Source organism: Bacillus sp. EKM202B (genome assembly GCF_011066025.1).
Lineage (GTDB): Bacteria > Bacillota > Bacilli > Bacillales > Bacillaceae_G > Bacillus_A > Bacillus_A toyonensis.
Genome location: NZ_JAAMNK010000047.1, coordinates 1 through 26,679 on the forward strand (window position 1 = coordinate 1; position 26,679 = coordinate 26,679).

Consider the following 26,679-nt stretch of genomic DNA (forward strand, 5'->3'; position numbering starts at 1 on the left):
ATTGTCCCCTGTGCAATACAGAGTTCAATCCTTAGTAGCTGCTTAATATATTTGTCTAATTTTTTGGGTTCAGTTCATAAAATAGGTGGGCTTTATTATTGGGTATTACTATCTCATAGCACAAAAGGGAATTTGCATTTAAATAATAGCATATTCTTAAAGTTCTTATATTGAGAAATAAAAAAAGACACCTTAAAGGTGCCTTACTCCGACTTGATAACTACATTTTATTTATTAAACCATCATATCGCTTTGAGAGAATTATAAATTTAGATATAAAGTAATTGTTTTTCTATATACAGAGAAATTTATTAATATTATTTATTGATAGTAAAGAAGTCAGTTTTTACAAACTCACCTTTAACATATCCTATTGCAATGTAGTTACCAGCATCGTAAGCATCTGTAAATTGTGCTTCAAATTTTGCAACATTTTGCATTGAACCGTAATCACGTTCTTGTTTCCAGTTCATTGTTTTATAACGAGCTAGGTTGCCCCCCGGTAGGATTTTGAAGACTTTAATTTGGTCTTGAGATGTGAATGTATCTGTGTCCCAAGGTACAGTAATCAAAATAGGGCGACCACCAGTTTTATAGCTGGATAGCATATAGTCTGTGTACATGTCAGGTATCATTTTAGCCCCAACTTCTACGCCATAAATTGTTTTAAAGCCCCAGTCCTCAGCTGTTACTGCTTTTTGTACATTTGTTGCTGCTGCCGCTGATTTTGTATCAAGTGTGCTAACTACTGTTAAACTACCTAGAGCTAATGCTCCAACTAATGCTAATTTTCCTAATTTCATTTAAAAGATCCCTAAATTCTCCCTTTAATTCAATTAATCTATATATAATAATATAAAATTTAAATATTTTTTAAAAAAGTTATGAATACAAAAAAGACAACCAAAGGTACATTCCTCCGACTAGATAACTGAAGTTATGCATTTAGGGTCATCATATAATTTGGGGGAAATATAAGTTCAGGCAAAAAATAACCGGTCCCTATATGTTAAGGAACCGGTTATTGCTGTTACTTATTAATAGTGAAGAAATCACTCTTTAAATGTTTACCGTGAATGTATGAAACCGCTACATATGTACCAGGTCCGTAAGCGTCTGTGATTTGAGTATCAAATACTGCTTTACCCGGAAGAACCCACTCTTTATGGAAATCAATTGTTTTATAACGAGATAAATCTCCATTATCTAATACACGGAAAATTTTAACTTGGTCTTTACCAGCTACTAATCCAGCATCATCTGTAATGACTGTGAACCAGTTTTGTGTTTCGTAAGCTGGCATTAAATGCTCTTTGTACTCAGCGGGCATTGGTTCAATCCATTCATATAAGATACCTGTGTTAGTAATCCCCCAGTCGTCATATGGCAATACTGCATGTTGTACTGTGTCTGCTGATGCAGAAGGTGTGTTGATTGTACCAACTGCTGTTAAACCACCTAAAGCTAAGGCTCCGACTAATGCTAATTTTCCTAATTTCATTAAAAGTCCCCCTAAATATTTCTATAATTATAATCAATTACTATATAATGATATAATTTTTTGTATAATATTTCAAATAATTTGTAAAAAAAGTTATAAATAGAAAGAAAATACACCCAAAGGTACCTTCCTGCTACTTGAATAATCGTATAGTAATGTATTATTAATTAATAAAATAAAATATACAAATATTTTGTTGTGCTTGCATGTCCCTTAGCTGATATAATGTATAAGGAAATTATTGGTTAATTAATAGCGCGCATATATCAGGGAGGTACATAAGTAATGGAGTTAATAATTTCTTCATTTATATTAATGGTAATATTCCTTATTCTTTCGATAGTTTTAAGTGGTAAAGGTCAGCGAATAGCAAAAGAAGTTTTAAAAGAGCTTATTAATGGACCTGAGGGGAAAATGTTGGTAGGTTTTTTTGGATCTGCAGCAGTTACAGGAGTAATTTTTGTTATTTGGCTTTTATTTAAGTAAGCATTCCAGTTACTCAGGCTGATATAAGGTGCAAAAAAATTACTGGATAATTAAAGATACACATAGATTAAGGAGGTACATAAGCCATGTTAGAGGTAATTACGGCATTTTTCTTACTAATTCTCCATTCCATTGTTTATCTCTTTTCAAGTGGAGAAACCAAGCAAATAGCAAAAAAACATATAAAAGAAATTCTTAATAGTCCGGATGGAGTAATAATATTAATCGTTGCTGCGGCACTTTTAATCGGGGGAATATATTTATTATCAGTATGATTTCAGATATCTTAGCTTAAAACGTATAAGGAAATTAATAGTACACATATAGTAGGGGGTACATAAGTAATGATAGATATAATATTCTCATTCTTCTTAGTGGTTACTTATTTCATTATTTATCTCTTTTCAAGTGGAGAAAAGAAACAACAAGCAAAAGAAAATCTAAAAGAAGTTCTTACGGGGGCTGATGGTAAACTCCTATTAATTACTGTTATGGGAATTATAATCGTGGTAATCTATTTATATTTTTATGGTTTAGGTTTATGAATATAAACTAAAATCATATCCAAGTATACGAGACAATGGTTCACCTGGAAAGTATGCGTATTATGGTGGAGAATGGGACACAGGTGGTCTTTTTGGAGAAGCTAAATGTGTTTATAATAAAACTAATGAATCGGATAATAGATAATATACATAAAGAAAAGGCTCCCATATAAGGGTGCCTTTTCTAATAGTTTTTTAGCAGAAGCAAGCAGCTCCAACAATGATTAATAATATAAACAATACAACTAATAAAGCAAATCCTCCTGCAAAGCCACAGCCGCCACCGCAGCTACCACCAAAGCCCATAATAATTCCTCCTTTAAATAGTAGGAGAAAAATAAGGAGTCACTCATGTATTTTAATGGATTCAAATTACTTTATGTTTTTATGGATTAAATGAGCATGGCCTTTTGAAAATAAAAAAAAGACGCCATAAAGCGCCTCCCATTTGGGTAAATAAGAAGTAAGGTTTCTAAGATAACTGAAAAAATAGAACAGGTACTTAGATTTTATCACGATTTTTTTCTGAATGAACATGCATTATTACATATCATAATAAATCCCTCTATTTTCCATTTGATAAAATATATTACCAATATTGACAAGATTTAAATAAATATTTCTACAAATTCAAAATATTTACAAAAATTACAAAAGTGATACAGTTAAGGTGCAAGTTATAAAAAATATTTAAGGGGGATTTATTATGTTTAAGAAATTAGTAGTTGGGGCATTAGCAACTGGTATTGCATTAACAGGAGGAATTGGGGCTGCGTCAGCAAGTACGGAGAATACAGCAAATACAGGAAATACATCAAAAATGTTGTTATGTGCTAACAATGAATCATACTGGTATGATAGAGGAACAGATAAACATTACAAAACAGTGTTCAGTTATAATGACATATTTTCTAACTCTTACACTGATAGTTCTGGAATCACATGGTATTTTAAAGGATATAGTAAAACATCTGATTGTGGTGGTGGCTATTATGGTCATTATGAAGGTAGAACATGGTAAAGATTTTACTAAAAAGCCTCAATATCTGAGGCTTTTTTCTTTGAATAGGATTATCCTTCATAAAGAAAAGACACCCTAAGGTGCCTTCCTCAGACTTGAACCATCTTGATTTTAATACTATGTATTGGACGCCACTCCATATACACATTATTAAAATTAAGTAATATAATGTCAGTTTTACTTCATTAATAAGTTTCTTAATCAGGAGACGATATAGAGATGTCAGAAAGCACATTCTCTTATTTAATGATACTAGTTGTAGTTATCTGTCTTGCAGGATTTGTATATCTGATGGATTGGACAGTCAGTTATTTTATAAAAGGTGAATAGTGATAGATAAACAGCAGCGTGATGAATACGAACAAAAGAAAATCCTGTGGATTATAAAGGGTTTAAGAGATAGAGGGATACATAACAATACAGATTAGGTTGAGGAAATATATAAGTATATAACTCTAGCTAAATGAGAAAAGCCCTACATGTTGGGATGCAGGGCAATGCAATGGTAATTAGTTTTAGATTCCGGAAAAGAAATCTTGAGGTGTAATCAGTTTAACATATAATTTATTTAAATTATATATAAAGATTTTACGAATTTATGAACATAGACAACCCTTAGTTTATTGGGATATTCGGAAATCTAACGGTGATCCCCACTTAGTAAATGGGTTCCTGGATATTCCGATGTGTGAAAACATCAAAAAAGCTCGTACAGAAGCACAGGTCGATTGATAAACATATCGATAATTAAATGTTAACAGAATCATCAATGAATTTTTATTGAGAAATAAAAAACCGCCTTAGGGCTAAGGCGGTTTTGGAGAAGAGAAAATGTAAAAAAATTCTACTTATATTTTACCAAAAATTTTCTCTAAAAGTAAATAAGGAGGAATATGGAAATGTTTGGAAACTTATTGCTAATTTGCAATTAGTCTGATTCATCAGTAAGAAACTTAATTAATAGGGCTTTATTCGATGTATTTGATAGGCGCTCAGGCAAAAATCAACCATCTTTATGAAAAACCTTACAGGAGAGCGTCTAGAAGGTGCATATGATGAACGAATTGTATCATGTATTTTCAATAACTTTAGGGCGATTGTTTTTAAAGATCCAAAGGATTTCAGAACAAAGACATTGCCATTTTAAAAGGGTGAATAAACGATGTGTGCATGGCACAGAACTGAAGTAATTAAAAACGAAATGGGGAATGACTAAAAAGAAATACGGAAAGATACAGATTATCACCATTTATATTTCCGATAGAACTCTTTACTTAGGAATTCCCCTCTTCTAAACGAAATGAAAGTGGGGATAGTACAAGAATGAGTATAGTATATAAGGCCAGTCCTTATGAAAATGAACTTTTTAAATATAAAGTAAACAAAAGCGTTAATTAAAAAAAGACCTCTTATGGAAAGATAAGAGGTCATCAAAAATGTTGTATTTGAAACACGTGATGTTTCACAAATTAATTATATCATAATTTATATATTAAGTATAATAAATATTAGGATTTAATAAAATAATAAAAGTGCATAAAATAATAATTTAAATGAAAAAGCCCTAGAATTAGGGGTCTAGGGCTTCTTTGGTTGGTATATCTCACAAGATATTATAAAAAAGAACTTTCTAAAGATAACACATGAATGTTTCATAAATGTATCAAAAAAGTGAACAAAAACGTTATTTTAAATGTTGCAGCCCCTTGGAGGGCGCTCCAAGGGGCTAAGATTCGAGAATTTTTAAACTCTTGTTTAATTACATGAGAACTCCGTGGGGAGTATCTATAGAATTTTAACACTTAATTAATTATTTTTGCAACTATATATTAAGATTAATGCATAAAAACAAATAAAAGAGTGCCCCTTATTACTACGTAAGGGCCCCATAAACAGAGAAAAAGTCATATGTGACTCATTGATTTGTGTTTAAGTGAGTTCCCTGAAGTGTTTGCGATATACGAGGGATTTACTGAAGCACAGATCAAAAAGATATACAGAGGAAGGTTAAAATAAAAAGCAGCTAGCAAAAGCTAACTGCTCGGCTGGTTCTCCAAAAGGGGGAAAGGTTAGGAACTTCATTAAATGAGTTTTGGCCGTCGTCTATCTATATTATTGACGGAATATTAAGTTTTATTGTAGCGGACCTGAAAAGAGCTCTTTAAGGGAAAAGTGAGATAGTGAAAAGTAAATTAGGGTTTTTTGCTTCGAGATAATATATGACCATTACATCATAATGTGATGATGAATCACAAAAGAAGAGTTAGTAAAAGCTAACTGCTCAATACAAGGAGATACTGAGAAAACGACTTTAAATGAGTTGTGGCATGCAGCCTACATACAGTATTGACGAAATATTTATTTTAATCATCATCTTCCGGAATTTGTTCATATAAATATCCTTAATAATAGCGTATATTTTTATAAATAAATTACCTCATGTATGGAAGTTGAAAACACAGAATATGCAATATCGCATATTGAAACGCACCAAAATAATCTTTTGGATTGAAAGTGAGGAATAACAATAGGGTTAGGAAACAGAGGAATGTATTTTGAGAATTTTATCAATCCATTGAATGAAATGTATCAAAGAGGTGGAGTGGCGCTTATAAACAAGCGTCCAACTCCTGTGAAGGTGTTAAAAAGCTCAGGTGGCCATGTACCAAATGGTTTCTATGAAGGATTATGACGGCGTGTAAAAAGGACAAGCTATTGCATTTGAAGCAAAGTCTACAGAGAATGCTACAAGATTTGATTTGAAGAATATTGCGCAGCATCAGTTGGTTACCTGGAGAAAGCAGAGAAGATGGGAACGATATGTTTCTTCCTTATAGAGTTTAGTAAGGATGAGTCAGTACTCTTGGTACCACTATCAGTCATTCAATTATATGTAAGGATGTCACAACAACCAAAAGGTAAGAAGTCGATAACAAGAGCAGAATTTGATACTTATTGCACATTATAGTAAGGACAAGCATATTATGTAATAGGACGAGTTCTTCGTGTCCTATTCAATGCTCAGGATAAACTCTAATTCACATTGAGAGTACCAATAACGATGGTGCTCTTTTTTTATTGAAAAAATATACAAATGTATATAATATGATTATTGAATTAGTATTTCTATATAAGGGGCACAAGTTCGATGCGACGTAAAAAGGATTTATTGAAGCAATGGAAGGTGGATTTGCAAGCTGTTCAAGAAGAGAAGAGGATGAAGAAGAAGGCTAAGAATAAGAAATATAGCATTTCTGGTAATACAGCGGGATTTATGAATGGAAAGAATACTTATAGTAAAGAGAATGGGGTATGGAAGCAAAGAAATAAATGACGTGAGAATAAATAAGTGTGACTAAATTTATAGCGATTATTGTAGGCGCTTCCGTAATCAGGGTGGCGTCTTGTTTGTTGTTAAGTGAAGGTAACAAAACAAACGAATATAACGAATGAAAAGCAAGAATCACATGATTCTTGCTTGATGAAGTGTGGTTAATACAGAACATGTAACTATTATCCATTTTTTTGCGAATAGTAATTTTAGTTTGGATACGTTGGGTGATTTGAATTCTAGTTTCAAATCAAGGTACCAAAATAAGAAAATAATATTTTAGCATCTAAAAGTCGAGATTTTGTATATAACTTTACATCTAAATTAATAGATATAAAATGAAATATAAAGGGATTACCATGAAGTGGCGGAATATGGCTAGGTGATGAATCCTCTACCTGTTTATTTTGAAGAGAAAAAAGAAATCGCAAAGGACCCCTTTTATATTATGTTGTCTTTTGAACTACTCACCACTTAACGTCCTTACGGACTTTTTGAAGTGGGAGATTCCTGCGAACACTGATGTATCCACCGGTTATCTTAGCACGCTCTACCCGTAGTCCCTAAGGTGAAAACATAAGTATCTTGTACGTTGAAGCACCACACTCCCTACTTTAGCTTGGTTTTCGCAACTTCGGCAAGCATGGGGCGATAGAACGTTGAAGAGCAATCTGTACAAGTATATGGTAGCAAACATGTTGGCTTATGCCAACCGACATTCATCTCCCACCTAAAATGGGTGTTTCATACCTTCACATTTTTGAGGGAGGAGTCTTCTGTCAGAAAATGATAAATTTTATTTTTAATTCTATTTTTAGTATCCATAAATGCAGCGAATGTAGCTATAGCGCCACCTAAATCATAGACTTGGAATTTGTGAGCAAAAGTTAATCCTGTAATGAAATTGTAACCGTAAATAAAACAAGTAATACCGAACAACCATAATATGAACTTTAAATCTTTTAAGCACAATCTATAATTCTTAATTTTTTCCCACATATGTACCAACTCCTATTGTCCTGATGTTCTGTAGTTTTTCTTGATGATATCTCGTATGTTTAAGATAAAGAATAGAAGGAAAACCAAGGCTATGATACCGTAAATCCAGTAGTATGTATGTCCTGTTGTGAATCCAGTATAGAAAGAAAGTGAATTCCAAACTAGAAGGATTGTTGAACAGATAGTAGAGATTAATAATGAACTAAAACTTCTCAAGATTGTCACCTCGATTCAAAATGTTAGAACTTATTTATTATTTTACATCCGTATAGACGGATGTAAAATGGTTGGGTGTAATAAAATAATGTAAAGGAATTACTGTAAGGTGGGGGAATATAGCTAGGAAGCGAATCCGCTCCTTTGTATTTTGTGTAGAAAAAAGGAATCCCGAAAGATCCCTTTTTCTAATTCCGATATATCTAAATCGCATATAAGTAAAGACAATTTATATTATATAATAATAATTGAATATAAACAATATGTATTTTAAGAATTACCATAAAGAGGAGTTAGACAAATTACTTTCTAGTTATATAGAAGGCGGTGGGTGATATGAAGTGAGACAAAAACACGAGTTAGATCAACAAGATTACGCAGTTAATTGGAACGAAACAAGCCAAATCGCGGATACAAAGTACATTGTATATGGGGCTGGACTAGGAGTAAATAAATGCTTTGTACATGTAGAGTTATGTGAAACAGCAGATTATACAAAATTCAAACGTTCATATGAAAAGTATGTAAAACTTTGAAGATAGCATGATATCTGTAGAAAAAGGATTGTGGATGTATAGCGATGTAACGCATCATCTCGGCGGTACAGATCATGAAGACCCACTTGACTACTTAAACGTCTCATGGCGTTTAAGTAACTCAATTTAGAGCAGATGTGCAACGCGCATACAATAATGCTAATGTAGACGTTTCTGTACCTGACAAGCCATCTAAGCCAAAAGAAGTTCCAAAAGCTGTAACAGATGGCATCGCTTATATTGAAGGATACAACGTTAACTTACGTAAAGGACCAGGTACAAGCTATTCTAAGATTCGCCAACTAAACAAACCTGAATCTTATATTGTGTGAGCGGAACAGGATGGTTGGTTAAATCTTGGCGGAGAGCAATGGATTAAAAACGATCCATCTTATGTGAAGTTCGATAAGAAAAGTACAGTGGATTCTTCTATTGTAGGAAAGCGTGTAGTTTCAAAAGTTAACAATCTACGTTTCTATGATGCTCCATCTTGGCAAGATAAAGACGTTGCTGGTTCTGTAGATACTGGTTTAGGATTCACAATTGATGCAAAAGTAAGTGTTAATGGTTCGCCACAATATAAAGTACACAATAGCAAAGGTAAAACATACTATGTAACTGCTAATGAATATTATATAAGTATACATTAATAGAAAGAAAAAAGGGCTACTCGTAATGAGTAGCCCCTTTTTTTAGCATCTCTTTATAAGTTACGAGAATTATAGATCATCGTTACAACTTCAGCTTTTGTTGCAAACTCATTCCCGCGTGTACCATCAAAAATACCAAGGTTCTTTGCACGTCTATCTGACTCGCTGAATCCAGTTGCTGAATTCCATATATTTTTATATCCGACCATTGATGATGCAAATGCAGCAGCCTCGCTACGAGTCACCCAGTTAGTCCCTCTAGTCCCATCTGTATAACCATGTGCTACAGCATAAGTTCGTGCGGTATTAAAATTATAATGAGAGTAATAAAGATCTTTGAACTCATGACGCATCATCATTAACCACATGTCTTGTCGAGTTGCTAGGCTGTCCCTCATATCAGCAGTAATAATACTATTATTAAAAGCCCAATTTATCTGTGTGTCTGCCCAATGAGCCGATGCTTCTTTTGGAGAAAATGTTGCAAAGCTTACTGATAGCGTAACAGCTGCAGCAGCAACAACCATAATTTTTTTGATTTTTTTAACATATTTTCCACTCCTTCCCTTTTTGTTTTTTACATATTTTACATTATTGCATTTGTATTTAAAAGTAAATAGATATATTGGATTTGTGATATTCTTTTAGGAATAATTTGTGAAGTTCACAACAAAAGTGGAATGAAAGGTTTATGGTATGAAGTTAATATATTGCATAACACGGATTCATTATGTACATAAGAAGTTATTTATTATAAAAGAATAGTTTTATGAAAAATTAAGAGCTGTCCTTAATTGGGTTCCTTTTTGCCAATGGTTCAACACAATATAAAGTACACAATAGAAAAGATAAAACGTACTATGAGTAAATGAAGCCTATGTATATGTAAAGAAAATTAAAATAGCCCAATCTTTAAGAATGGGCCCTTTTAATTTTCTTATAAAATAGCAGTCTTAAATTTAGAGCAATCTTGAGCCGGGAAGTGGAATCCATAGAGAAGAAGGTTTTTTATTTAGCAATGCGTTATAGAGCATCGTTACAACTTCAGCTCTTGTTGCAAAATCATTTCCACGTTTTCCATCGAATATGCTATACCTAGCTCCCCATGCTCTCGATCTTTCAAATCCAAGTTCAGAATCCCAGGCAGGACCCCAGTTACAGCGCTGATACAACATAGCTACTACTTCATTACGAGTAATCCGGTCAGTTCCGCGAGTTCCATCTGTTATGCCACCTGACATTAGATAGTTACGCGCTCCTGCATAAGAATAATTATTCTTAACCAAATAACGAGAAAGCATTAACCAAGTATCTTGACGAGTTGCATAACTATCCCTTGAATCGGATGTAATAATCTTATACTTCATAGCCCAATTCATTTGAGTATCAGCCCAATGAGCTGATGCTTCTTTTGGTGCGACTGTTGCAAATCCTGCAAATAACATAACAGCTGCAGCAGCAACAACCATAATTTTTTTGATTTTTTTTAACATCTTTTCCATTCCTCCCCTATGTGTTTGTAACGTATAGTATATTAATATATTAGATTTTTAAAGTAAATAGATGTATTGGTATATGTGATATTCTTTTAGGAATAATTTGTGAAATTTACAAAAAATGTAATTGTATATGTGTATGAAATTGTTTATTTGAACCAACATTAGATGAGCAATTAAATGGTATGAAAGGTTAGTGCTATGAGGTTAAGTGAAAATAGAAAATGAAGCCTATGTGTATGTGAAGTAATAAAAAAATGGAACTACTCATAAAGTAGTTCCATTTTTTATTTCTATCTATATTTCTTATTATAATTATACATCATAGATATAACCTCAGCCCTTGTTGCTGCATCGTTTCCACGAGTACCATCAAAAATATAGAATTCACTGCCCCAATAATTTGCCGCTTGGAAACCAGTATTAGGATTCCATGGGCTGTTACCAGTACGCATTTTATAAAGCATACCTATAAATTCATTACGAGTAACCCAGTTAGTTCCGCGGCTACCGTCAGAAAGCCCTTTTCTCATCATGTACTGACGTGCTTGTTCGTAATTGCCAACGAAATTCCCATTCCATCGAGAAATCATTAGCCATGCATCTTGACGAGTTGCGAAACTGTCTCTTAAGTCAGCGGTAATAATGCCTTTGTTGAAAGCCCAATGCATTTGATTGTCTGCCCAATGAGCAGCATGAGCCTCATTGGGTGCGGCAGTTGCGAAACCTGCAGATAACATAATAGCTGCAGCAGCAAACATCATAAACTTTTTGAATTTTTTAAACAACTTTTCCATTCCTCTCCCTATGTTTCTGATACATCCAATATATTACATTAATTAATGTTAAATATAAATATAAAGATTTACAAATTATGTGTGTTTTTGATTATATTAATTAAATAATACAAAAAATAGTTTGATTACCAAAAATAATAGCCGTCCGGAAGCGAATTTTTTATTAGGTGCTCATAATGGGATGTACCCCTAAAATGTCTTTTCTACCAGGAATCTCGATCCTTTCCATCTTTTTTATACCTAATGCTTTTAATGGTGGGGGTGCAGCCAGAACAATTGAGTCACTCAACAGCTAATTTTGTGTAAAGAGAGTCTAAGCCTATCTTGATACAACTGACTGAAGCGTAAAAGCTACGAAGATCTACACATAAAACAATTCGATTTGGCAATATTGAATAGTCATACACCGTTATTCCCTCTAAATCACAGAACGTTAGTTTTTATTGCGTGCGTACATGCGTTCTTTTGTGAAGAGGTTTTTGTGAAGAAAATTAAAATAGCCTCACTCGTTTAAGTGAAGCTACATCCAAAAATCATTTTCATCTATATTCTTCCCTAGCTTTTTTAATCCCTTAACTATTTGAGTTATCGTTGAAAACTTCGGTCTATATTTTTTATCATTACACAGTTTAGAAACAGTACCTGTACTTAATTTTGATGTTCGTTCTAATTCTATTTGTGCTATTCCATTTGAATCTAAATAGCGACCAAATTTTGTACGCTTTTTCCCCAATCCGAACACGTTCATCACCTCATCCACAGCTTGTACCATTTCTCATTTTTTTAAACTCAGGAAAAAAAGTAAGAAATTGTCCAAGTTGTACCCCATATGCTTTATCAAGGTCGCTACCAAAGTAAATAGCTTAATCACTATCAAGGTAATTAGTATTTGTACTATCAAAGTAACTATCAAGTTAGCTATCAATGTATTACTATCAAGGTTTTCAGCCGATAAACCTAAGTGTCATTAGGATTTTAAATTCTGTTTATAAAAGGGGAGTTTTATATGTTAACTACATTTATCTCTTTAGGAGTTTTAGGAATAACGACAATCGGGGGGGTGCTGTTAGAAAAGCATTTTGTAAAAAATGATCACGTTACAGCAGCTAAACTTTTAAGTGATGGAATGTATCATGGAATGAGGATAGGTGGAGTTTGTTGCATTGGCTATGTATTTATCAAAATCTTAATCATGTTCTAGGAGGTGTTACATGGGAATGATCAAAGAATGGATTTATAAACAAAGTTTGAGGAATCAACTTATAGAGGTATTTAGAAAAGCGGGTTTATATGTAGACCATCAAACACGAGGTGGGAAAGTACCCATTTATCCGAAGATACATGACATTTCTTCTTCGAAAGAAAAAGTTCGATATATATTTACCATTCCAAATGGTTTGGATCCTAAGATTATCGAAAAGAAATGGTTTTGCTTTCAACAAATATTAGGACGCAATGTTGCAATTGAAGGGGATATTAAAAAATTTGTTCTTAATGTATTTCAATCGGATGTAGGACTACAAACATACAATTACAGTTATAAGAAGTGGCAGCCGTTACTAAAACAACATCGTCTTCCTGTTGTGGTAGGGCGAGACCAATTCGGCAAAATGATTACGTATGACCTGGTCGATTCGAATACACCGCATCTTCTAATCGCAGGAGAAACAGGGAGTGGGAAAAGTAGTATGGTACGTGTTGTGCTATCTACACTCGTTCAATACATGTCTCCTGATAAATTACATTTGTACCTAGGCGACATGAAGAATTCTGAATTTCATTTCTTGCGAAGAGTGAAACATGTTAAAGAGGTTTGCATGGAAGAGATAGAAATGAAGATTATGCTCCAAAAAGTGTGGAAGGAAATACGTGAACGTAGAAAGTTAATGGAGGAATATGAAGTGGATCACATCGATGAATACAATAAAATGAGTCCTGACGATCAAAAACCATACATCCTACTTGCTATAGATGAAGTGGCTATGTTGCAAGATGAAAAAGAATGTATGTCTATAGTTGAAAAAATATCGGCAGTCGGAAGGGCGCTTGGAATCTTTATGATACTCTCCATGCAACGTCCTGATGCAAAAGTATTAGATGGTAAGTTAAAACTTAATATGACAGTCAGAATGGGATTCAAATGTGATAGTACGATTAACAGTAATATCATGGGTACACCTGGATCAGAACAATTAGAGCAATCAGGCCAAATGATACTAAAACTAAGTGGCCTAAAGAAAGTGCAAGCTCCTTACTTAGAATTAAGCAAAGCGAAACAAATCGTGGAACATTATCGTGTTCCGAAAGAGGATATAAAGCTTAAGAATTCTCCACAAGAAGAAACTCAATTGTTTGGGGTGTTAGATTATGAGGAGTAGAGACAAAGTAATACTAAGCGATTTAAAACGTTTTAGATGTATGTCTCGTGATGATATTGTTGATTTGCATTTTCAAGGATTAAAGAACGCAGTGACATGCTGTAATACGGTGATGAAACGATTAAGAAGAGATGGCCATGTGGATGCCAATATCTCGCAGCAACCGTACATTTACTTCCCTCAATCCAGCACACTTCGCAAAACTAGCCAGAAGATTCCCCACTTTCTTGGTATCGTAGACGTATATAAACAGCTTATCCATTATGAAAAACCGAAACTATTTAAGGTTGAACCAAAGTACAGTAAAGAATTCATGGAACCTGATGCATTTACAATATGGCGCAGATCTCCATTCTTCATTGAGGTCCAGAAGTCTGTTTACAGTAAAAAGATAATGCAAGATAAGATAAACAGGTATGAGCTATATTTCCACAGTCAGGAATGGCATAACGAATCATGGCAACCAAAAGAATCTAAATTCTTTCCATCCATTCTTATTATTACTGATAAGCAGTATGATATTAGTTCTCCTAATTTACGTATCTTTCAAGCTTCATCAATTAGCAATTTCATGGAGAGTCTTGCAACAAAAATATAGTAACTCTTCCCAACTAAACGGAACACCTAGTTGTACGGTAGGAGTTTGGAAGAGTTACAATGGTAACAGACAATATATATGTTATGTAACTGTATAAGAATGTAGAATAAAACATCAACATCAACATCAACATCAACATCAACATCAATATAGACGTTAATGTTGATGTTATTTGTAAAGGTGTAGTTTATTCTCTTATAAATGCAACTACGAATTATTTTAGTTTAATGTGGATATTGAAATGTTTTTCTATAATAACTTTTAATGAGTAGTGAGATTAAATGGAAAAATACAAAGAGTATTTTGTTAGCCAAAAAGATTTAAATTATGTATATCTTGAATCAGCAGATATTAAATGGGGAATATCAGAAACTTGGAGAAATTAGAAATAGACTTCGCCTTTGGTAGCAAGCATCCCACTGACGTTAGTCAGCTTGTGGCTTTAGCCGTGGGAGTGTCAAATGTAAAGAGAAACCTTATGTTATTGTAGATAGTTTAAAGGAAAATTATAATGAAAATATAAAAAATGGAATTTACTTGATAATTATTTTGTAAGGGGACATAAGCAAGATGTGATTCGTATTATTAATAAAGCTTTATTTTAATCAATCTTAAAAAACGCTACATCAACACCAAACCCACACTTTTGATTAACTTTTCTATATAACAATATGGAATGTAAATTGAGATGGTTAAAAGAGCGTTGGGTAAAAGGATTTAATAGAGGATGCTCTTTGTAATAATTATTGGTGATTTGTTGGAATAAGTCTTTAGTATTTGCAAGAACATGGCAATCTTTTTGAATGTGCCCATTATAGTGGTGAATGGGATACTGGTGGGCTTTTTTGAGAGGAAAATTATGTTTATAATAAAACTTGTGAATTGGATAATAGTATTTTAGCAGAAGCAAGCAGCTCCAACGATGATCAATAAAATAAACAATACAACCATTAAAGCAAATCCTCCAGCAAAACCGCAGCCATCGCCGCAACTACCACCAAATCCCATAACAATAGTTCCTACTTTTGATAAGAGGAGAAAACACGAGGCCGCTCATTTATTCTAACGGATTCAATTTACTTTATGTTTTTACGTAAAAATTGAGCAGATCTTTTTGACAATAAAGAAAAGACACCATAGGGTATCTTCAAAAGATTAATATTATATATAAATCCCTTAAAAACAAACTATTTAATTATATCAATAAAGAGATTATTTAATATATATATTAATCCTAACAGAAGGGAGGATTAGCCATGCAATTAGTTTGTTTTAAAATAGTAGATGGTAAATACTTCTTATTTGTAGAAGGTATCCAAATTCCTGTACCAATCCTAGCGGTTGCTGCAGCTCTATTAATTGGTTTAGGAGTAATCCCACTTTGTTCTTAATTTAAGGAATTCCAAACAGTTCTACCTTTCAATTGATAAGCCCTCAAGTGTATGAATACTTGGGGGCGTTCTTATAAAAAAAGACGCCATAAGGCGCCCCCTACAATTGGGTAAATAAGGTTTAGTTTTCCAATCTAAAGAAAATATGTATCATACCTCTAAAGTATATCATAATATATAGTCTATTAAATATGTAATATTACATATTATCCCACCTCCCTCTATTTTCCATTTGATAAAATGGAATCCCAATATTACTAAATTCAAACGTACATTTCTGTGTATTCAAAATATTTAAAATGCAAAGCGGGAATTTTTATGTTCAAGAAATTAGTGTTTGAAGCATTAGTAACAGGCATCGCATTAATTGGAGGAATCGGGGCAGCTTCAGCAAGTACAGAAGGTGTAGATAGTACTAAACAAGTTGCACCAACTAAAGCACTACTTGCAAAGTATTACAATTATGAGTACAGATTTAGTTACCACGATGTTACCGGGCAAAATATCTCTAGAACTTATGAAGTCTATAGTCCCAATGGTTACTTTGCTAATTCTTTTTACAGTGAAGGAAAAACGTGATATTTTAAAGATGTTTATTCGACAAACTGGGATGGCAGTGCATATGTTCACTATGAGGCAAGTAAATAAAGTTTGGAGAGAAAGGACACTCAAATGAGTGTCCTTTCTCTGACTTGAACCATCTTAATGTTATTGTGCTGTTATTATATAAGAAAAGAAGACATTGATTAAGATGTCTTCTTTTGCTTGTACAATTGGTGTTAAGAAGGTATTGTATTGCTTAAAAACCATAAAAAAACATAACAATCATCGAGTAAGTTTAGTATAGCATCAATAAGTAGGGTTTTATATGTAATTTTACATATATATAGATTTATTTATATAATATCTATATAGTTTAATTGTCTGTTATTTGTTTTAATTCATTTACTTATATTATTTTTTGAGTGCTCCAGCAATGGAGCCTTTTTTTATGCAATAAAACATTTTCTTTTCGTTATTTAGTTGATCTATATTAACTTTACCTTTTTAAACTATATCTATATCTCACTAAATTATTATATAGACAACCAGTTTTTTTTAAGAATTTAGTGGACTAATAGTTTGAAGAGTATTTATCTAAAATGATTAGCGCAAAAAAAAGAGACACCCTAAGGTGTCTTCCTACTATTTGAATCACCTGAAATTGAATTATTTTCATTTTTATAGAAAATATTAGGAGGGTATTTTGGTTTTTATGTTAAAATATTCAATGTTTATATTAATATTAGGGAGATGAATAGTATGTTTTGCGATTTCAACATGGATTCTAGTGATTATGAAGATAGTGCTAAAATCTTAGAATTATTAGGTAGTTTGAGTCGTTTATTAATTGTACGTGAATTGATTGTAAGTGGTACCTTAACAGTTTCTCAGTTGAGTATTGCGATGCATATTTCGGAACCTATGATTTTGCAACATTTACGAAAACTAACTATAGGTAATATTGTATTTAGTAAGCGCAAAGGCACAAGGCTTTATTGCAGAGTAGAAGATAAGAAAGTTATTGAGATTACCAATTTATTAAGATTAACACATTAAGATCTATGCTAGGTATTTTTAAAAATTTAAGCACTTTATTACCAATATATAGTGGGGATCGTAAGTTTTTGTAATTATTTTTGGAATTTAGATTTAAATAAAGTGACTAATGAAATTTAATGCGTGTTTCAACGTGTTAGAGAAACATTGAAATCAATGTGAATTGGTGTTGCTGTATTTATTTCATTATATCAGCTGGAAGGTAAAAGGAGGGGCTTATATGCCTGGAAGATATTTTGAGGAAGAGCAAAAAAGACTTGAAAACCAACTCCCTCAGTCATTTAAGGATGAATTAGTTTTAGAGCAAAAAAAAAAACGTATAAAATAAATGTGTGTGTATGTTATTTTTCATCAATTGATCAATATTTAGAAACAGTAAAATATTTGCATATAAATGAGAAGTCATATTTTCTTACACTTAAGTTTAAAAAAAGGGTGGAAAGCTACTTGGCAGGTAGATATGCAGCGAAAGAGGCTATTTCAGCATTTATAAAAGATGAAAAATTGCATGAAATACAGATTACGCCAGGGATTTTTAATCAACCAATTGTAAAGCATTCTAGTGCAACGAGCGTACAAGTAAGTATAAGTCATTGTGATAGCATGGGATTTGCAATTGCCTTTTCAGAAGAAACACCTATAGGAATTGATATTGAAAGAATAAACATTGACAACAAAGATATATTGGCAGCTCAAATGACAGTAGGAGAAAAAAGATTAGCTAAGTTTCTATCACATCCTGATGAAACTATATATACCCTTCTCTGGACTGCTAAGGAATCTTTATCGAAGGTTTTAAAGACGGGTCTAACAACCCCTTTAGAAATCTATGAAATTAATAAAATTGATATTAGAAAGGGTATTTTATATAGTTATTATCAAAACTTTTCTCAATACTGCACAGCTTCTGTAATATCTGGTCAACATATATACTCAATTACATATCCTAAAGAAACAGTCCTGGATCTAGAAGATTTCGTTGCTAAATTGAAAATGATGAACAGGAACAATGAAAATTATGAAATTTAAAATTCGTATATTAGAATTCTTATATTGCAAAAGACATTCGTAAGAATGTCTTTTGTTCTTTTTGGTTTTGAACAGACTGGTCTTGTAAACCAGTCTTTAATGTGGAAAATAAAATTGATTTTACTATTATTCAGTAATATCAATAACTGGCTTCTTAGTGTACAAGGAACTGGTTATTTTGTGTCTAAACGTAAAACTTCTTTTTTAATAAGATACCCCTACATACATAACATACCTTGATTTTTTTACTGAAAAACGAAGTAGTTACAAATAAATTTATGAAAATATTGTAAAATAATAAAAAAGAGAAATAGATTATTTAATGATATTAAAAAACATATTTTGTTAATTTATTGAAAAAAATTGAAAAAACAGTTGATTTTAAACTCCAAAAATTGTAAGATCATTATGAAATATTAACCATATATTTTGATCAAACGGAATTTAAAATAGAAAAAGGGGAAAAGTAATGTTAATTCTATAAAAACGTTAAATTTTTATAGTTTGATTTTCTATTTTAAGCTGATTTAAAGCTGATTTAAAGCGAAAGGAAGATCATGTAGATGACTGCTACAAAATTAGATTTACCGTTATCTGAAAAAGAAAATTCTAGACTAGACACTATTTCAGATGTGGATTCGATTGAAAGTCTTGATAATCCGATTAACAATAAGCTTCTTCAAAGTAACCCTGTAGAGAAAGTAATCGCTACAATATGGGCGGAGGTATTAAACTTAGATGAATTCAGTGTATTAGAAATATTCTTTGAAGCTGGAGACTCTTTACTTGCTACAAGAGTTAATACAAGGGTACAAGAGATATTCGGAATAAATATTCCACTACGTCATATTTTTGATGCACCAACTGTGGCAGAGTTTTCGAAATTGATTTCAGAGCTGCCCGATATTGGAGAAAAAGTTAAGAAAGTATCGAAAATGTTAATCGAAATGTCTGAATTATCAGATGAAGAAACAGAAGCATTGCTTATGAAAAAGGGAGAGTAATTTAAAATGACTTCTACTAAATTAAACCTATTATTATCCGAGAAAAAAAGAGCAGTTTTAGACGCAGTATTAAAAGAAGATTCTTTAGGAGGAGTTACCAAAAAAATTCCTAATCGAGAAAATCCGCTTAAAGCCGCAATGTCATTTTCACAAATGCGACTTTGGTTCGTAGAGCAATTCCAGCAAAAAACAACAGCTTATAATGTTCCTATGGCTTTACATATAAAAGGATCGCTAAAAGTTGAAGTACTTGAGCAATCCTTAAATGAAATTATTCAAAGACATGAAGCGTTAAGAACAACAATAACGCTTGAAGAAGGAGAACCAGTTCAAAATATTAATCAAGACTTTCATATTCCAATGATAAGCAGTGATTTAAAAGAAATGTCGAATGATGAGCAGTGGGAAAAAATCTATGAAGAAGTTAATAAGCCATTTTGCCTTATAAATGATCCTTTAATTAGAATTAATTTATTCAAGACTTGTGAAGAAGAACATATTCTTCTTTTTGTCATGCACCATATGATTATTGATGGATGGTCAATGGGAATCATAATTAAAGAACTAGAACAGCTTTATAGTTCATACTTACAAGGTAAACCATCTCCATTGAAAAATCTTCCTGTACAGTTTGGCGATTTTTCTGAATGGCAACGTAATCAAATTGAAAATGGAAATATGAATCACCAATTAGAATATTGGAAGAAGCAATTATCAGGAGCACCTGCGCTTCTAGAATTACCGACTGATTTACCAAGGCCGACCGTTCAAACTTTTAACGGTGCAAGTCATAAATTCACAATTTCAAAAGATCTTGTAGAGAAAATAAATAATTTAAGTAAACAAGAAGGCGCAACGTTGTTTATGTCATTGTTAGGAGCTTTTCAAATTTTCTTAGGCCGTTATTCACGTCAAGAAGATATTTGTGTGGGTACTCCTATTGCAAACAGAACGAACAGTAATTTAGAAGAGTTAGTTGGATATTTTGCCAATACACTTGTTCTTCGCGGAGATCTTTCTGAAAATATTACTTTCCGTGAATTCTTGAAGCAAACACGTGATATGTCACTGGATGCATTTGCAAATCAAGACATACCTTTTGAAAAATTAGTAGAAGTTTTAAAACCAGAGAGGGATTCGAGTTATAGTCCACTTTTCCAGGCTATGTTTGTGTTACAGAATTCATTTAACCTACAATCTGAGTTGACGGAATTTTCGACTAGTTATGAAGTGTTAGATAGCAAAGCATCTAAAGTAGATTTAACACTTACTTTTACTCCAAATCAAGACGGCTTGGTGGGAGTTCTAGAGTATAATACAGACTTATTTAAATCAGAAACAATTTTACAAATGACAACATATTATGTAACCTTATTAGAAAATATTTTAAAGAATCCAGATGGAGAAATTTGGTCTTTATCCTTGCTTCAAGAATCAGAGCAAAAGGCATTAATTAATGATTGGAATTCAAATCTAAAGGATTATACTTGCGATCAACCCCTTCATGTATTGTTTGAACAGCAGGTTAAGCTTACACCTGATGCTATAGCCGTGGTATTTGAGGATCAGCGTTTAACATATAGTGAACTTAATAGCCGCAGTAATCAGCTCGCTCATTTTCTACAGAAGAATAATGTGAAAAGCGAGACGAAAGTGGGGGTTTATTTAGAACGCTCTATGGAAATGGTTATCAGCATTTTGGGAATCCTTAAAGCGGGTGGAGCTTATGTCCCGATTGATCCTGCATATCCACAAGATAGAATCACATATATGTTGGAGGACTCAAAAATACCACTTTTAATTAGTAAAGGAAGTAATGCATCTGACCTACCAGAGCATAACGCTAAACTAATTCAATTAGATAACGATTGGTCATTAATCGCCCAAGAGAGTAAGGAAAACACTATAAATAATGTCACTCCAGATAACTTAGCGTATATTATTTACACTTCGGGATCAACCGGTAAGCCAAAAGGAACACTGGTAGAGCATGGTAATGTAGTACGACTCTTTAAATCGACGGAAAAATGGTATAACTTTAGTAATCAAGATGTGTGGTCAATGTTCCATTCATTCGCATTTGATTTTTCTGTATGGGAGCTATGGGGGGCATTACTTTATGGAGGACGTCTAGTAGTTGTACCATATATGGTTAGTCGATCTCCTGAAGCTTTTTATGAGTTATTGTGCAATGAAGCAGTTACGGTACTTAATCAGACACCATCTGCTTTCCGTCAACTTATGCAAGAGGATGAAAAGTATGCTGGCGATAAGTTGTCCCTTCGTTATGTTATCTTTGGTGGAGAGGCGCTAGATTTGGCTAGTTTAAAACCTTGGTATGAACGTCATGGGGACCAAAAACCATTACTGGTAAATATGTATGGTATCACAGAAACAACAGTTCATGTTACCTATCGACCACTTTCATGGGCAGATGTTCGAAATCCTCAAGGGAGCATAATTGGAATTCCTATTCCAGATTTATCTGTATATGTGTTAGACCAAAACTTGAAACCAGTTCCAGATGGTATTTCAGGTGAAATGTATGTTGGTGGCGCTGGTGTTACACGAGGCTATTTAAATCGATTAGATTTAACTCAAGAACGATTCATTACAAATCCGTATAGCTCTGATGCTAATTCAAGGCTTTATAAAAGTGGTGATTTAGCACGTTATACGATGAATGGTGAGCTTGAATATTTAGGACGAATTGATCAGCAAGTCAAAATTCGAGGATTCCGAATGGAAATAGGTGAAATTGAATCGGTTATTAGTGCTTTTCCAACCATCCGAGAAGTAGTGTTGACAGTGCATGAAGATGAAAATCATGACAAACGTTTAATTGCTTATATCGTTCCTTTAATAAATCAAGAAATCTCTATAAATGAATTACGTACCTTTATGAAAGAAACATTACCAGATTATATGATCCCATCTGTATTTATTAAATTAGATACACTACCATTGACTACAAATGGGAAGGTTGATCGTAAAGCTCTACCTGCGCCTGATACAAGTAACTTTATGGTAGAGTCTGGTCAAGTTGCTCCTCGTAATACATTGGAGATGGAGTTAGTTGGAATATGGGAAGATCTTCTAAATATAAGTCCAATTGGTGTGACTGATAATTTCTTTGATCTTGGCGGGCATTCTGTACTGGCTGTTAAACTTATGTCGCTAATTGAACGGAAATTTAATAAAAAATTACCAATATCTGTACTGTTTGAAGGGCAAACAATTGAGCATTTAGCGCAACTTATTAGTGGGAATGATGATTTCATGCCAACGTCACCTCTAGTTGCTATTAATGCTAAGGGTTCACTTCCTCCAATTTATATTGTACATCCAGCTATGGGACAAGTTATGTGTTTTGCAGATTTAGCTCGTGACCTTGGTCCAGATCAACCGGTTTATGGATTACAGTCTGCAGGTCTTTATGGTGAACGAGAACCATTTTCTGATTTGGAGGAAATGGCGGCATATTATGTTGAAGCAATTAAAAAACATCAACCTGAAGGGCCGTATTTAATAGGGGGATATTGTGTTGGTGGAACTGTTGCATATGAAATGGCATATCAACTTCAAAAACAAGGAGAGACAGTAGATACACTAGCAATTATGGATATTTGTCCTCCAAGTGTAAATCCTGAATTAGATGATGCTTATATGGTTTGGTTCTTTGGTGATACGCTGTTAAATAGTTTTAGTATGAAATTGGAGCAACTTTCAATAGAGGAATTACGAAATATGAATGATGAAGGTCACTTGCAGTATCTAATGGATTTATGTAAGAGAGCAAATATCGTAAACGCTGATTTTACAACTGAACAGATGGAAAGCTGGCTTCGTACTTGGAAATCTACGCTGCGTGCTGTAAATGGTTATCAAGCAAAAATGGGACCTCTTCCTATTACGTTCTTCGAAGCAGTAGATGGAGAATATGACGGTATGGATTGGAGTCGTCATACATCAGAAAAGGTCGAAGTAGTTCAAGTAGATGGAGATCACTTTACAATGTTGCGTGATCCTCATGTAAGTAGTTTAGCAAAAGGTTTACAAAAAACACTTGAGAAAGTTAGTTCAAAAGTTATTAATTAAAGTTCTGTTGCAAAGTTTGGGTGAGCTTAAATTACTTTTATGAAAACTTTTACATTTTATGTAAGTAGGGACGGGCAATGTAATTCACCGTATGTCCAAAAGCCGAAATCTGATCTCAGATTTCGGCTTTGTTTATAGAATGCATGAATCGTATATTATACTGTAAGTCCCGATATAAGAATCTATTACCATCTATGTTCTACTTCATATATTTGCGCCAGAATCTTAAAAACGCAATTTTTATCTTTTCTTAGGTATCTATAAGGATTCAGTACATTTTTTCGTTTTGCGTTCCCTATAGTATTACGTTATCTTTTGGTAAGAGGATAAATATAATTTTTAATCAAACATATAAGGATGGTTTTAGATGATAAAGAAGTTTACTAGAGTAGTATTAATTACAGTTATACCAATTGGTATTATTACCGGTTGTGGCACTAATGAAAAAATTAAGAAACCAGAATCGAAAGCAGTACAAACTGAGAAATCGGACTATTGGGATTACTCATATGGTAGCGCGGGTATATTAGTAAGTGCAAAAGCGAAAGAACGTCAACAATACGAGATTGGGTATATTGATGTTAACATGTTAATTGGAATTGATGAAAATATTGAGGACTGTATTACTTTGGATAATAAAGAAGAAGCAAGCCACATTTGGAAACAACTAGAGCGTGGATCTATTATTGAGGTGCAATATGGTAAGGATCGTAATGATATCGTAGGCGTGCAATTCGTACGGGATCGTAAGCCATACGAAATTAGTGACAAATTTGATCGGAATACGATAAATGAGATTGTCAGACAAGTTAAAGGTAATTTGTAATAAATATATATGAAACCAGAGCGAGTATATGATTTATTTGAAAGGAAGTTAGATCAAAAGCTCCTTTAAATAACAAAACTCACGGAAAAAATTTTTTCATCGTGGGTTTTGTTATTTTTTTTGATTCCCCCTCTAATTAGCGGTTTTTTCCCGCTTGTTTGAGGGAGTTATAGGCCAGGGCAATCAGGACAAACTCCATCGTTACCTTTGTTACTCCTCTTAATGAGAATCGGCGAAACGACCGATTGCTCTTGATATGACCGAACGCGCTTTCTACCTTCATTTTTCTCTTGGTGTAGATTTGTGTTGCTTCGTCAGACCAAAGGTTTTGCTTTTAGTTCTACATAAATGAAGCAAATTTTTAATTATCTCTTTCTTTTTTATGTATGAATATACTTCTATTTTATAATCTTAAAAGGTATTTTGGGGAAATTGCCATATTCCTGTAACAAAACAAAGGTAAGTTATGTGTGTAAAATATAAAGGAAAGAAGGGAAAAGTTGTGAAAAAAGTTTTGCCAATTGTTGCGTTATTAGGCATGCTGAGTTTTGGAGTACAGGAAATGAATGTAAGAGCTGATACTTATCATAGGAGCGATTCAAAAGTTAGTTTTTGGGATTCAAAAAGGAAGGGTACTAATTTTATGAATAGTACGTCATTACCTGGAAACTATAAAAGTGCGAAAGAAGCTAATATTGAATATGTTCGTTTAGCACCTGATAAATGGGCAAAGGATAAAGATTTTCTATTTGAGGATAAACCGGATACTTCTGGAAAGGATTTTCTGATAGGTAATGCAGATAACTATCAGGGATTAGTAAAGGAGGATCTAGAAAAATTAAAAGCTGATTTAGATGCCGCACAATCGCAAGGAATGAAAGTTGTTCTTACAATGTTATCCTTACCTGGTGATCGATGGCGTCAATTTAATAATAATAAGAATGACGACAGAATATGGGAAGAAGAGAAGTATCAAGAACAGGCAAGTCAATTTTGGAAGGACCTTGCTCTGGAACTAAAAGATCACCCCGCAGTGGTTGGTTATAATATTATAAATGAACCCCATCCAGAAACAGCTAAAAATAATAGATATAATGATTTTTGGACGGAAGATTACGAGAAATGGTATGCAAAAGTGAAGGGAACGACAGCGGACTTAAACAGATTTTATCAAAAGGTGATCAATTCTATTCGTGAAGTAGACCAAGAAACACCGGTTATCTTAGATTCAGGTTTATATGCAACTCCGTGGGCTTTTAAGTATTTAAAACCAGTAAAGGATAAAAAAACACTTTATGCATTTCATATGTATGAACCATATGAATTAACGAGTCAAGGTGAAAAACAAAACAAGGAATATCAATATCCGGGATTGGTAAAAGTAGGAGATTTAGAGAAACCTGTAATGTGGAATAAACAGGGATTAGAGAAATTTTTGAAGCCAATCCAACAATGGTCTAAGAAAAATCATGTACCATCTAATCGAATTATTGCAGAGGAGTTTGGAATTAACCGTACTGTTCCAGGGGCTACCCAATACATGCAAGATCTTATTTCTATCTTCAACCAAAAAGGTTGGCATAAATCATTCTATGCATTCCGTGAAGACACATGGACGGGGATGAATTATGAATTTGGAACAGGAAAAATAAAATGGGACGAAGAGGGTAAACCGATGCGTCAAGATAATTCACTCTGGGATGTAATTAAAAAAGATTTACAGGTGCAGAGATAGCTTATAATATTATAAGCACTAAATAAAAACATCTAATTCAAATAGAATTAGATGTTTTTTATTTCAAAAAAGACGGAGTTGTATTCAAGATTACGTCTTTTATTTTGTATATGGAGTAGCAATCAGACTTAGTTATAATTTAAGATTTTTAGGGAATAGCGTAGAAAAGATTGTGGAGGTTCAAATAAGTGTGGTTGCGATTGTTCAAATAATTTTTATGAATTTTTCACGAAATTCTAAGCCTTAAATATTAAAATTCATTTACTTATTTCGCAAATTGAATATATTTATACAACTAGATGGAAGGTAAGAATACTGAATCAAAACGTAATAGGTTGTTATCGATGAGTTTATCGTAAATTTGTTATTTAACGAATTTCCCGAAAGAATTCTCCTTCCTCAAGCGTGTGAAGGGCGTAGCCCAACGATAGGTGGGAGATGAA

At 33.1% G+C, this 26,679-nt stretch carries 26 protein-coding genes and 5 pseudogenes; 19 read left to right on the top strand and 12 right to left on the bottom strand.

Annotation, left to right across the window (positions count from 1 at the left end; translation table 11 throughout):
- Positions 1 to 317: 317 nt before the first annotated feature.
- Positions 318 to 803: a DUF5065 family protein gene (locus G9F74_RS27600; protein ID WP_016107669.1), complete on the bottom strand. Its 486-nt coding sequence runs from the start codon at positions 801 to 803 to the stop codon at positions 318 to 320.
- A gap of 227 nt (positions 804 to 1,030) precedes the next feature.
- Entirely contained in the window at positions 1,031 to 1,501 is a 471-nt protein-coding gene (locus tag G9F74_RS27605) for a DUF5065 family protein (protein ID WP_016107670.1), read from the bottom strand.
- A 285-nt stretch (positions 1,502 to 1,786) separates the two neighbouring features.
- Here G9F74_RS27605 and G9F74_RS27610 point away from each other — a divergent pair, with 285 nt between their 5' ends.
- From G9F74_RS27610 to G9F74_RS27620, 3 genes are all read left to right on the top strand, one after another.
- The gene (locus G9F74_RS27610) at positions 1,787 to 1,987 is read left to right on the top strand and encodes a hypothetical protein (RefSeq protein WP_016107671.1); all 201 of its coding nucleotides are present in this window, start codon (positions 1,787 to 1,789) and stop codon (positions 1,985 to 1,987) included.
- Positions 1,988 to 2,073: 86 nt separating this feature from the next.
- Positions 2,074 to 2,262 carry a hypothetical protein gene (locus G9F74_RS27615; RefSeq protein ID WP_016107672.1) on the top strand — a complete coding sequence of 63 codons (189 nt, stop codon included), beginning with the start codon at positions 2,074 to 2,076 and terminating at the stop codon, positions 2,260 to 2,262.
- A gap of 69 nt (positions 2,263 to 2,331) precedes the next feature.
- Positions 2,332 to 2,532, top strand: coding sequence for a hypothetical protein (locus G9F74_RS27620; protein ID WP_016107673.1), 201 nt, complete (start codon positions 2,332 to 2,334; stop codon positions 2,530 to 2,532).
- A gap of 195 nt (positions 2,533 to 2,727) precedes the next feature.
- On the opposite strand, the gene G9F74_RS27625 is transcribed toward G9F74_RS27620, so the two are convergent.
- Complete coding sequence (locus G9F74_RS27625; protein ID WP_000505679.1) at positions 2,728 to 2,838, bottom strand: YjcZ family sporulation protein; 111 nt, start codon at positions 2,836 to 2,838, stop codon at positions 2,728 to 2,730.
- Positions 2,839 to 3,238: 400 nt separating this feature from the next.
- On the opposite strand from G9F74_RS27625, the gene G9F74_RS27630 reads away from it, so the two are divergent.
- The 4 genes and pseudogenes from G9F74_RS27630 to G9F74_RS27645 all read left to right on the top strand — a co-directional run bounded on the left by G9F74_RS27630 (position 3,239) and on the right by G9F74_RS27645 (position 6,887).
- The gene (locus G9F74_RS27630) at positions 3,239 to 3,553 is read left to right on the top strand and encodes an LCI fold-containing protein (RefSeq protein WP_016107674.1); all 315 of its coding nucleotides are present in this window, start codon (positions 3,239 to 3,241) and stop codon (positions 3,551 to 3,553) included.
- A gap of 950 nt (positions 3,554 to 4,503) precedes the next feature.
- Positions 4,504 to 4,700 (top strand): annotated as a pseudogene (locus tag G9F74_RS30290) (ATP-binding protein); the annotation flags it as partial.
- Between the two features lie 1,380 nt (positions 4,701 to 6,080).
- A pseudogene (locus G9F74_RS27640) lies at positions 6,081 to 6,509 on the top strand (Holliday junction resolvase RecU); the annotation flags it as partial.
- 192 nt (positions 6,510 to 6,701) lie between these two features.
- A complete protein-coding gene (locus G9F74_RS27645; protein ID WP_016107677.1) occupies positions 6,702 to 6,887 on the top strand; it encodes a hypothetical protein in 186 nt (61 codons plus the stop codon).
- Between the two features lie 741 nt (positions 6,888 to 7,628).
- Here the strand turns inward: G9F74_RS27645 and G9F74_RS27650 are convergent.
- Positions 7,629 to 7,883, bottom strand: a complete 255-nt coding sequence (locus G9F74_RS27650; RefSeq protein ID WP_165406350.1) for a hypothetical protein — start codon at positions 7,881 to 7,883, stop codon at positions 7,629 to 7,631.
- 12 nt (positions 7,884 to 7,895) lie between these two features.
- Positions 7,896 to 8,099 (bottom strand): hypothetical protein, encoded by a 204-nt coding sequence (locus tag G9F74_RS30295; RefSeq protein WP_080119649.1) that lies wholly within the window; start codon positions 8,097 to 8,099, stop codon positions 7,896 to 7,898.
- Positions 8,100 to 8,473: 374 nt separating this feature from the next.
- Between G9F74_RS30295 and G9F74_RS27655 the strand changes: the two are divergent.
- Positions 8,474 to 9,285, top strand: a pseudogene (locus G9F74_RS27655) (N-acetylmuramoyl-L-alanine amidase); the annotation flags it as partial.
- Positions 9,286 to 9,338: 53 nt separating this feature from the next.
- Here the strand turns inward: G9F74_RS27655 and G9F74_RS27660 are convergent.
- From G9F74_RS27660 to G9F74_RS27680, 5 genes and pseudogenes are all read right to left on the bottom strand, one after another.
- A complete protein-coding gene (locus G9F74_RS27660) occupies positions 9,339 to 9,812 on the bottom strand; it encodes a protein phosphatase 2C (RefSeq protein WP_165406351.1) in 474 nt (157 codons plus the stop codon).
- A gap of 432 nt (positions 9,813 to 10,244) precedes the next feature.
- Positions 10,245 to 10,778, bottom strand: a complete 534-nt coding sequence (locus tag G9F74_RS27665) for a hypothetical protein (RefSeq protein ID WP_016107684.1) — start codon at positions 10,776 to 10,778, stop codon at positions 10,245 to 10,247.
- Between the two features lie 296 nt (positions 10,779 to 11,074).
- The gene (locus G9F74_RS27670) at positions 11,075 to 11,569 is read right to left on the bottom strand and encodes a protein phosphatase 2C (protein ID WP_097855374.1); all 495 of its coding nucleotides are present in this window, start codon (positions 11,567 to 11,569) and stop codon (positions 11,075 to 11,077) included.
- A gap of 175 nt (positions 11,570 to 11,744) precedes the next feature.
- A pseudogene (locus G9F74_RS27675) lies at positions 11,745 to 11,985 on the bottom strand (Y-family DNA polymerase); the annotation flags it as partial.
- Positions 11,986 to 12,098: 113 nt separating this feature from the next.
- A complete protein-coding gene (locus G9F74_RS27680) occupies positions 12,099 to 12,320 on the bottom strand; it encodes a helix-turn-helix domain-containing protein (protein ID WP_016107686.1) in 222 nt (73 codons plus the stop codon).
- Positions 12,321 to 12,584: 264 nt separating this feature from the next.
- Here G9F74_RS27680 and G9F74_RS27685 point away from each other — a divergent pair, with 264 nt between their 5' ends.
- The 3 genes from G9F74_RS27685 to G9F74_RS27695 are packed head-to-tail and all read left to right on the top strand — an operon-like array spanning position 12,585 to position 14,554.
- Positions 12,585 to 12,779, top strand: a complete 195-nt coding sequence (locus G9F74_RS27685; protein ID WP_016107687.1) for a hypothetical protein — start codon at positions 12,585 to 12,587, stop codon at positions 12,777 to 12,779.
- A 10-nt stretch (positions 12,780 to 12,789) separates the two neighbouring features.
- The gene (locus G9F74_RS27690; protein ID WP_016107688.1) at positions 12,790 to 13,956 is read left to right on the top strand and encodes an FtsK/SpoIIIE domain-containing protein; all 1,167 of its coding nucleotides are present in this window, start codon (positions 12,790 to 12,792) and stop codon (positions 13,954 to 13,956) included.
- On the top strand, positions 13,946 to 14,554 hold the full coding sequence (locus tag G9F74_RS27695) for a replication-relaxation family protein (RefSeq protein WP_033668333.1): 609 nt from the start codon (positions 13,946 to 13,948) through the stop codon (positions 14,552 to 14,554). The genes G9F74_RS27690 and G9F74_RS27695 overlap by 11 nt, the downstream gene beginning before the upstream one ends.
- An 897-nt stretch (positions 14,555 to 15,451) precedes the next feature.
- On the opposite strand, the gene G9F74_RS27700 is transcribed toward G9F74_RS27695, so the two are convergent.
- Positions 15,452 to 15,562: a YjcZ family sporulation protein gene (locus G9F74_RS27700; RefSeq protein ID WP_080119650.1), complete on the bottom strand. Its 111-nt coding sequence runs from the start codon at positions 15,560 to 15,562 to the stop codon at positions 15,452 to 15,454.
- Between the two features lie 248 nt (positions 15,563 to 15,810).
- Between G9F74_RS27700 and G9F74_RS30300 the strand changes: the two genes are divergently transcribed.
- From G9F74_RS30300 to G9F74_RS27730, 7 genes are all read left to right on the top strand, one after another.
- Positions 15,811 to 15,945 carry a hypothetical protein gene (locus G9F74_RS30300; protein ID WP_260408258.1) on the top strand — a complete coding sequence of 45 codons (135 nt, stop codon included), beginning with the start codon at positions 15,811 to 15,813 and terminating at the stop codon, positions 15,943 to 15,945.
- Positions 15,946 to 16,263: 318 nt separating this feature from the next.
- A complete protein-coding gene (locus G9F74_RS27705; RefSeq protein ID WP_016107692.1) occupies positions 16,264 to 16,524 on the top strand; it encodes a hypothetical protein in 261 nt (86 codons plus the stop codon).
- Between the two features lie 723 nt (positions 16,525 to 17,247).
- Entirely contained in the window at positions 17,248 to 17,544 is a 297-nt protein-coding gene (locus tag G9F74_RS27710; protein ID WP_016107693.1) for an ArsR/SmtB family transcription factor, read from the top strand.
- Between the two features lie 447 nt (positions 17,545 to 17,991).
- The gene (locus tag G9F74_RS27715; protein WP_016107695.1) at positions 17,992 to 18,573 is read left to right on the top strand and encodes a 4'-phosphopantetheinyl transferase family protein; all 582 of its coding nucleotides are present in this window, start codon (positions 17,992 to 17,994) and stop codon (positions 18,571 to 18,573) included.
- 563 nt (positions 18,574 to 19,136) lie between these two features.
- Positions 19,137 to 19,577, top strand: coding sequence for a phosphopantetheine-binding protein (locus tag G9F74_RS27720; protein ID WP_016107696.1), 441 nt, complete (start codon positions 19,137 to 19,139; stop codon positions 19,575 to 19,577).
- A 6-nt stretch (positions 19,578 to 19,583) separates the two neighbouring features.
- Entirely contained in the window at positions 19,584 to 23,675 is a 4,092-nt protein-coding gene (locus G9F74_RS27725; protein WP_016107697.1) for a non-ribosomal peptide synthetase, read from the top strand.
- 367 nt (positions 23,676 to 24,042) lie between these two features.
- Complete coding sequence (locus G9F74_RS27730; protein WP_016107698.1) at positions 24,043 to 24,501, top strand: hypothetical protein; 459 nt, start codon at positions 24,043 to 24,045, stop codon at positions 24,499 to 24,501.
- A gap of 136 nt (positions 24,502 to 24,637) precedes the next feature.
- Here the strand turns inward: G9F74_RS27730 and G9F74_RS30625 are convergent.
- Positions 24,638 to 24,817: pseudogene (locus G9F74_RS30625) on the bottom strand (transposase); the annotation flags it as partial.
- A gap of 150 nt (positions 24,818 to 24,967) precedes the next feature.
- Between G9F74_RS30625 and G9F74_RS27740 the strand changes: the two are divergent.
- Positions 24,968 to 26,236 carry a glycoside hydrolase family 5 protein gene (locus tag G9F74_RS27740; RefSeq protein WP_165406352.1) on the top strand — a complete coding sequence of 423 codons (1,269 nt, stop codon included), beginning with the start codon at positions 24,968 to 24,970 and terminating at the stop codon, positions 26,234 to 26,236.
- The last annotated feature ends 443 nt before the right edge of the window (positions 26,237 to 26,679 follow it).

Excerpts from the sequence above, each read along its gene's own strand:
- G9F74_RS27600 (WP_016107669.1), bottom strand. The coding sequence starts at position 803 with ATGAAATTAGGAAAATTAGCATTAGTTGGAGCATTAGCTCTAGGTAGT.
- G9F74_RS27605 (WP_016107670.1), bottom strand. The coding sequence starts at position 1,501 with ATGAAATTAGGAAAATTAGCATTAGTCGGAGCCTTAGCTTTAGGTGGT.
- G9F74_RS27610 (WP_016107671.1), top strand. The coding sequence starts at position 1,787 with ATGGAGTTAATAATTTCTTCATTTATATTAATGGTAATATTCCTTATT.
- G9F74_RS27615 (WP_016107672.1), top strand. The coding sequence starts at position 2,074 with ATGTTAGAGGTAATTACGGCATTTTTCTTACTAATTCTCCATTCCATT.
- G9F74_RS27620 (WP_016107673.1), top strand. The coding sequence starts at position 2,332 with ATGATAGATATAATATTCTCATTCTTCTTAGTGGTTACTTATTTCATT.
- G9F74_RS27625 (WP_000505679.1), bottom strand. The coding sequence starts at position 2,838 with ATGGGCTTTGGTGGTAGCTGCGGTGGCGGCTGTGGCTTTGCAGGAGGA.
- G9F74_RS27630 (WP_016107674.1), top strand. The coding sequence starts at position 3,239 with ATGTTTAAGAAATTAGTAGTTGGGGCATTAGCAACTGGTATTGCATTA.
- G9F74_RS27645 (WP_016107677.1), top strand. The coding sequence starts at position 6,702 with ATGCGACGTAAAAAGGATTTATTGAAGCAATGGAAGGTGGATTTGCAA.
- G9F74_RS27650 (WP_165406350.1), bottom strand. The coding sequence starts at position 7,883 with ATGTGGGAAAAAATTAAGAATTATAGATTGTGCTTAAAAGATTTAAAG.
- G9F74_RS27660 (WP_165406351.1), bottom strand. The coding sequence starts at position 9,812 with ATGGTTGTTGCTGCTGCAGCTGTTACGCTATCAGTAAGCTTTGCAACA.
- G9F74_RS27665 (WP_016107684.1), bottom strand. The coding sequence starts at position 10,778 with ATGTTAAAAAAAATCAAAAAAATTATGGTTGTTGCTGCTGCAGCTGTT.
- G9F74_RS27685 (WP_016107687.1), top strand. The coding sequence starts at position 12,585 with ATGTTAACTACATTTATCTCTTTAGGAGTTTTAGGAATAACGACAATC.
- G9F74_RS27690 (WP_016107688.1), top strand. The coding sequence starts at position 12,790 with ATGGGAATGATCAAAGAATGGATTTATAAACAAAGTTTGAGGAATCAA.
- G9F74_RS27695 (WP_033668333.1), top strand. The coding sequence starts at position 13,946 with ATGAGGAGTAGAGACAAAGTAATACTAAGCGATTTAAAACGTTTTAGA.
- G9F74_RS27700 (WP_080119650.1), bottom strand. The coding sequence starts at position 15,562 with ATGGGATTTGGTGGTAGTTGCGGCGATGGCTGCGGTTTTGCTGGAGGA.
- G9F74_RS30300 (WP_260408258.1), top strand. The coding sequence starts at position 15,811 with ATGCAATTAGTTTGTTTTAAAATAGTAGATGGTAAATACTTCTTATTT.
- G9F74_RS27705 (WP_016107692.1), top strand. The coding sequence starts at position 16,264 with ATGTTCAAGAAATTAGTGTTTGAAGCATTAGTAACAGGCATCGCATTA.
- G9F74_RS27710 (WP_016107693.1), top strand. The coding sequence starts at position 17,248 with ATGTTTTGCGATTTCAACATGGATTCTAGTGATTATGAAGATAGTGCT.
- G9F74_RS27720 (WP_016107696.1), top strand. The coding sequence starts at position 19,137 with ATGACTGCTACAAAATTAGATTTACCGTTATCTGAAAAAGAAAATTCT.
- G9F74_RS27725 (WP_016107697.1), top strand. The coding sequence starts at position 19,584 with ATGACTTCTACTAAATTAAACCTATTATTATCCGAGAAAAAAAGAGCA.
- G9F74_RS27730 (WP_016107698.1), top strand. The coding sequence starts at position 24,043 with ATGATAAAGAAGTTTACTAGAGTAGTATTAATTACAGTTATACCAATT.
- G9F74_RS27740 (WP_165406352.1), top strand. The coding sequence starts at position 24,968 with ATGTGTGTAAAATATAAAGGAAAGAAGGGAAAAGTTGTGAAAAAAGTT.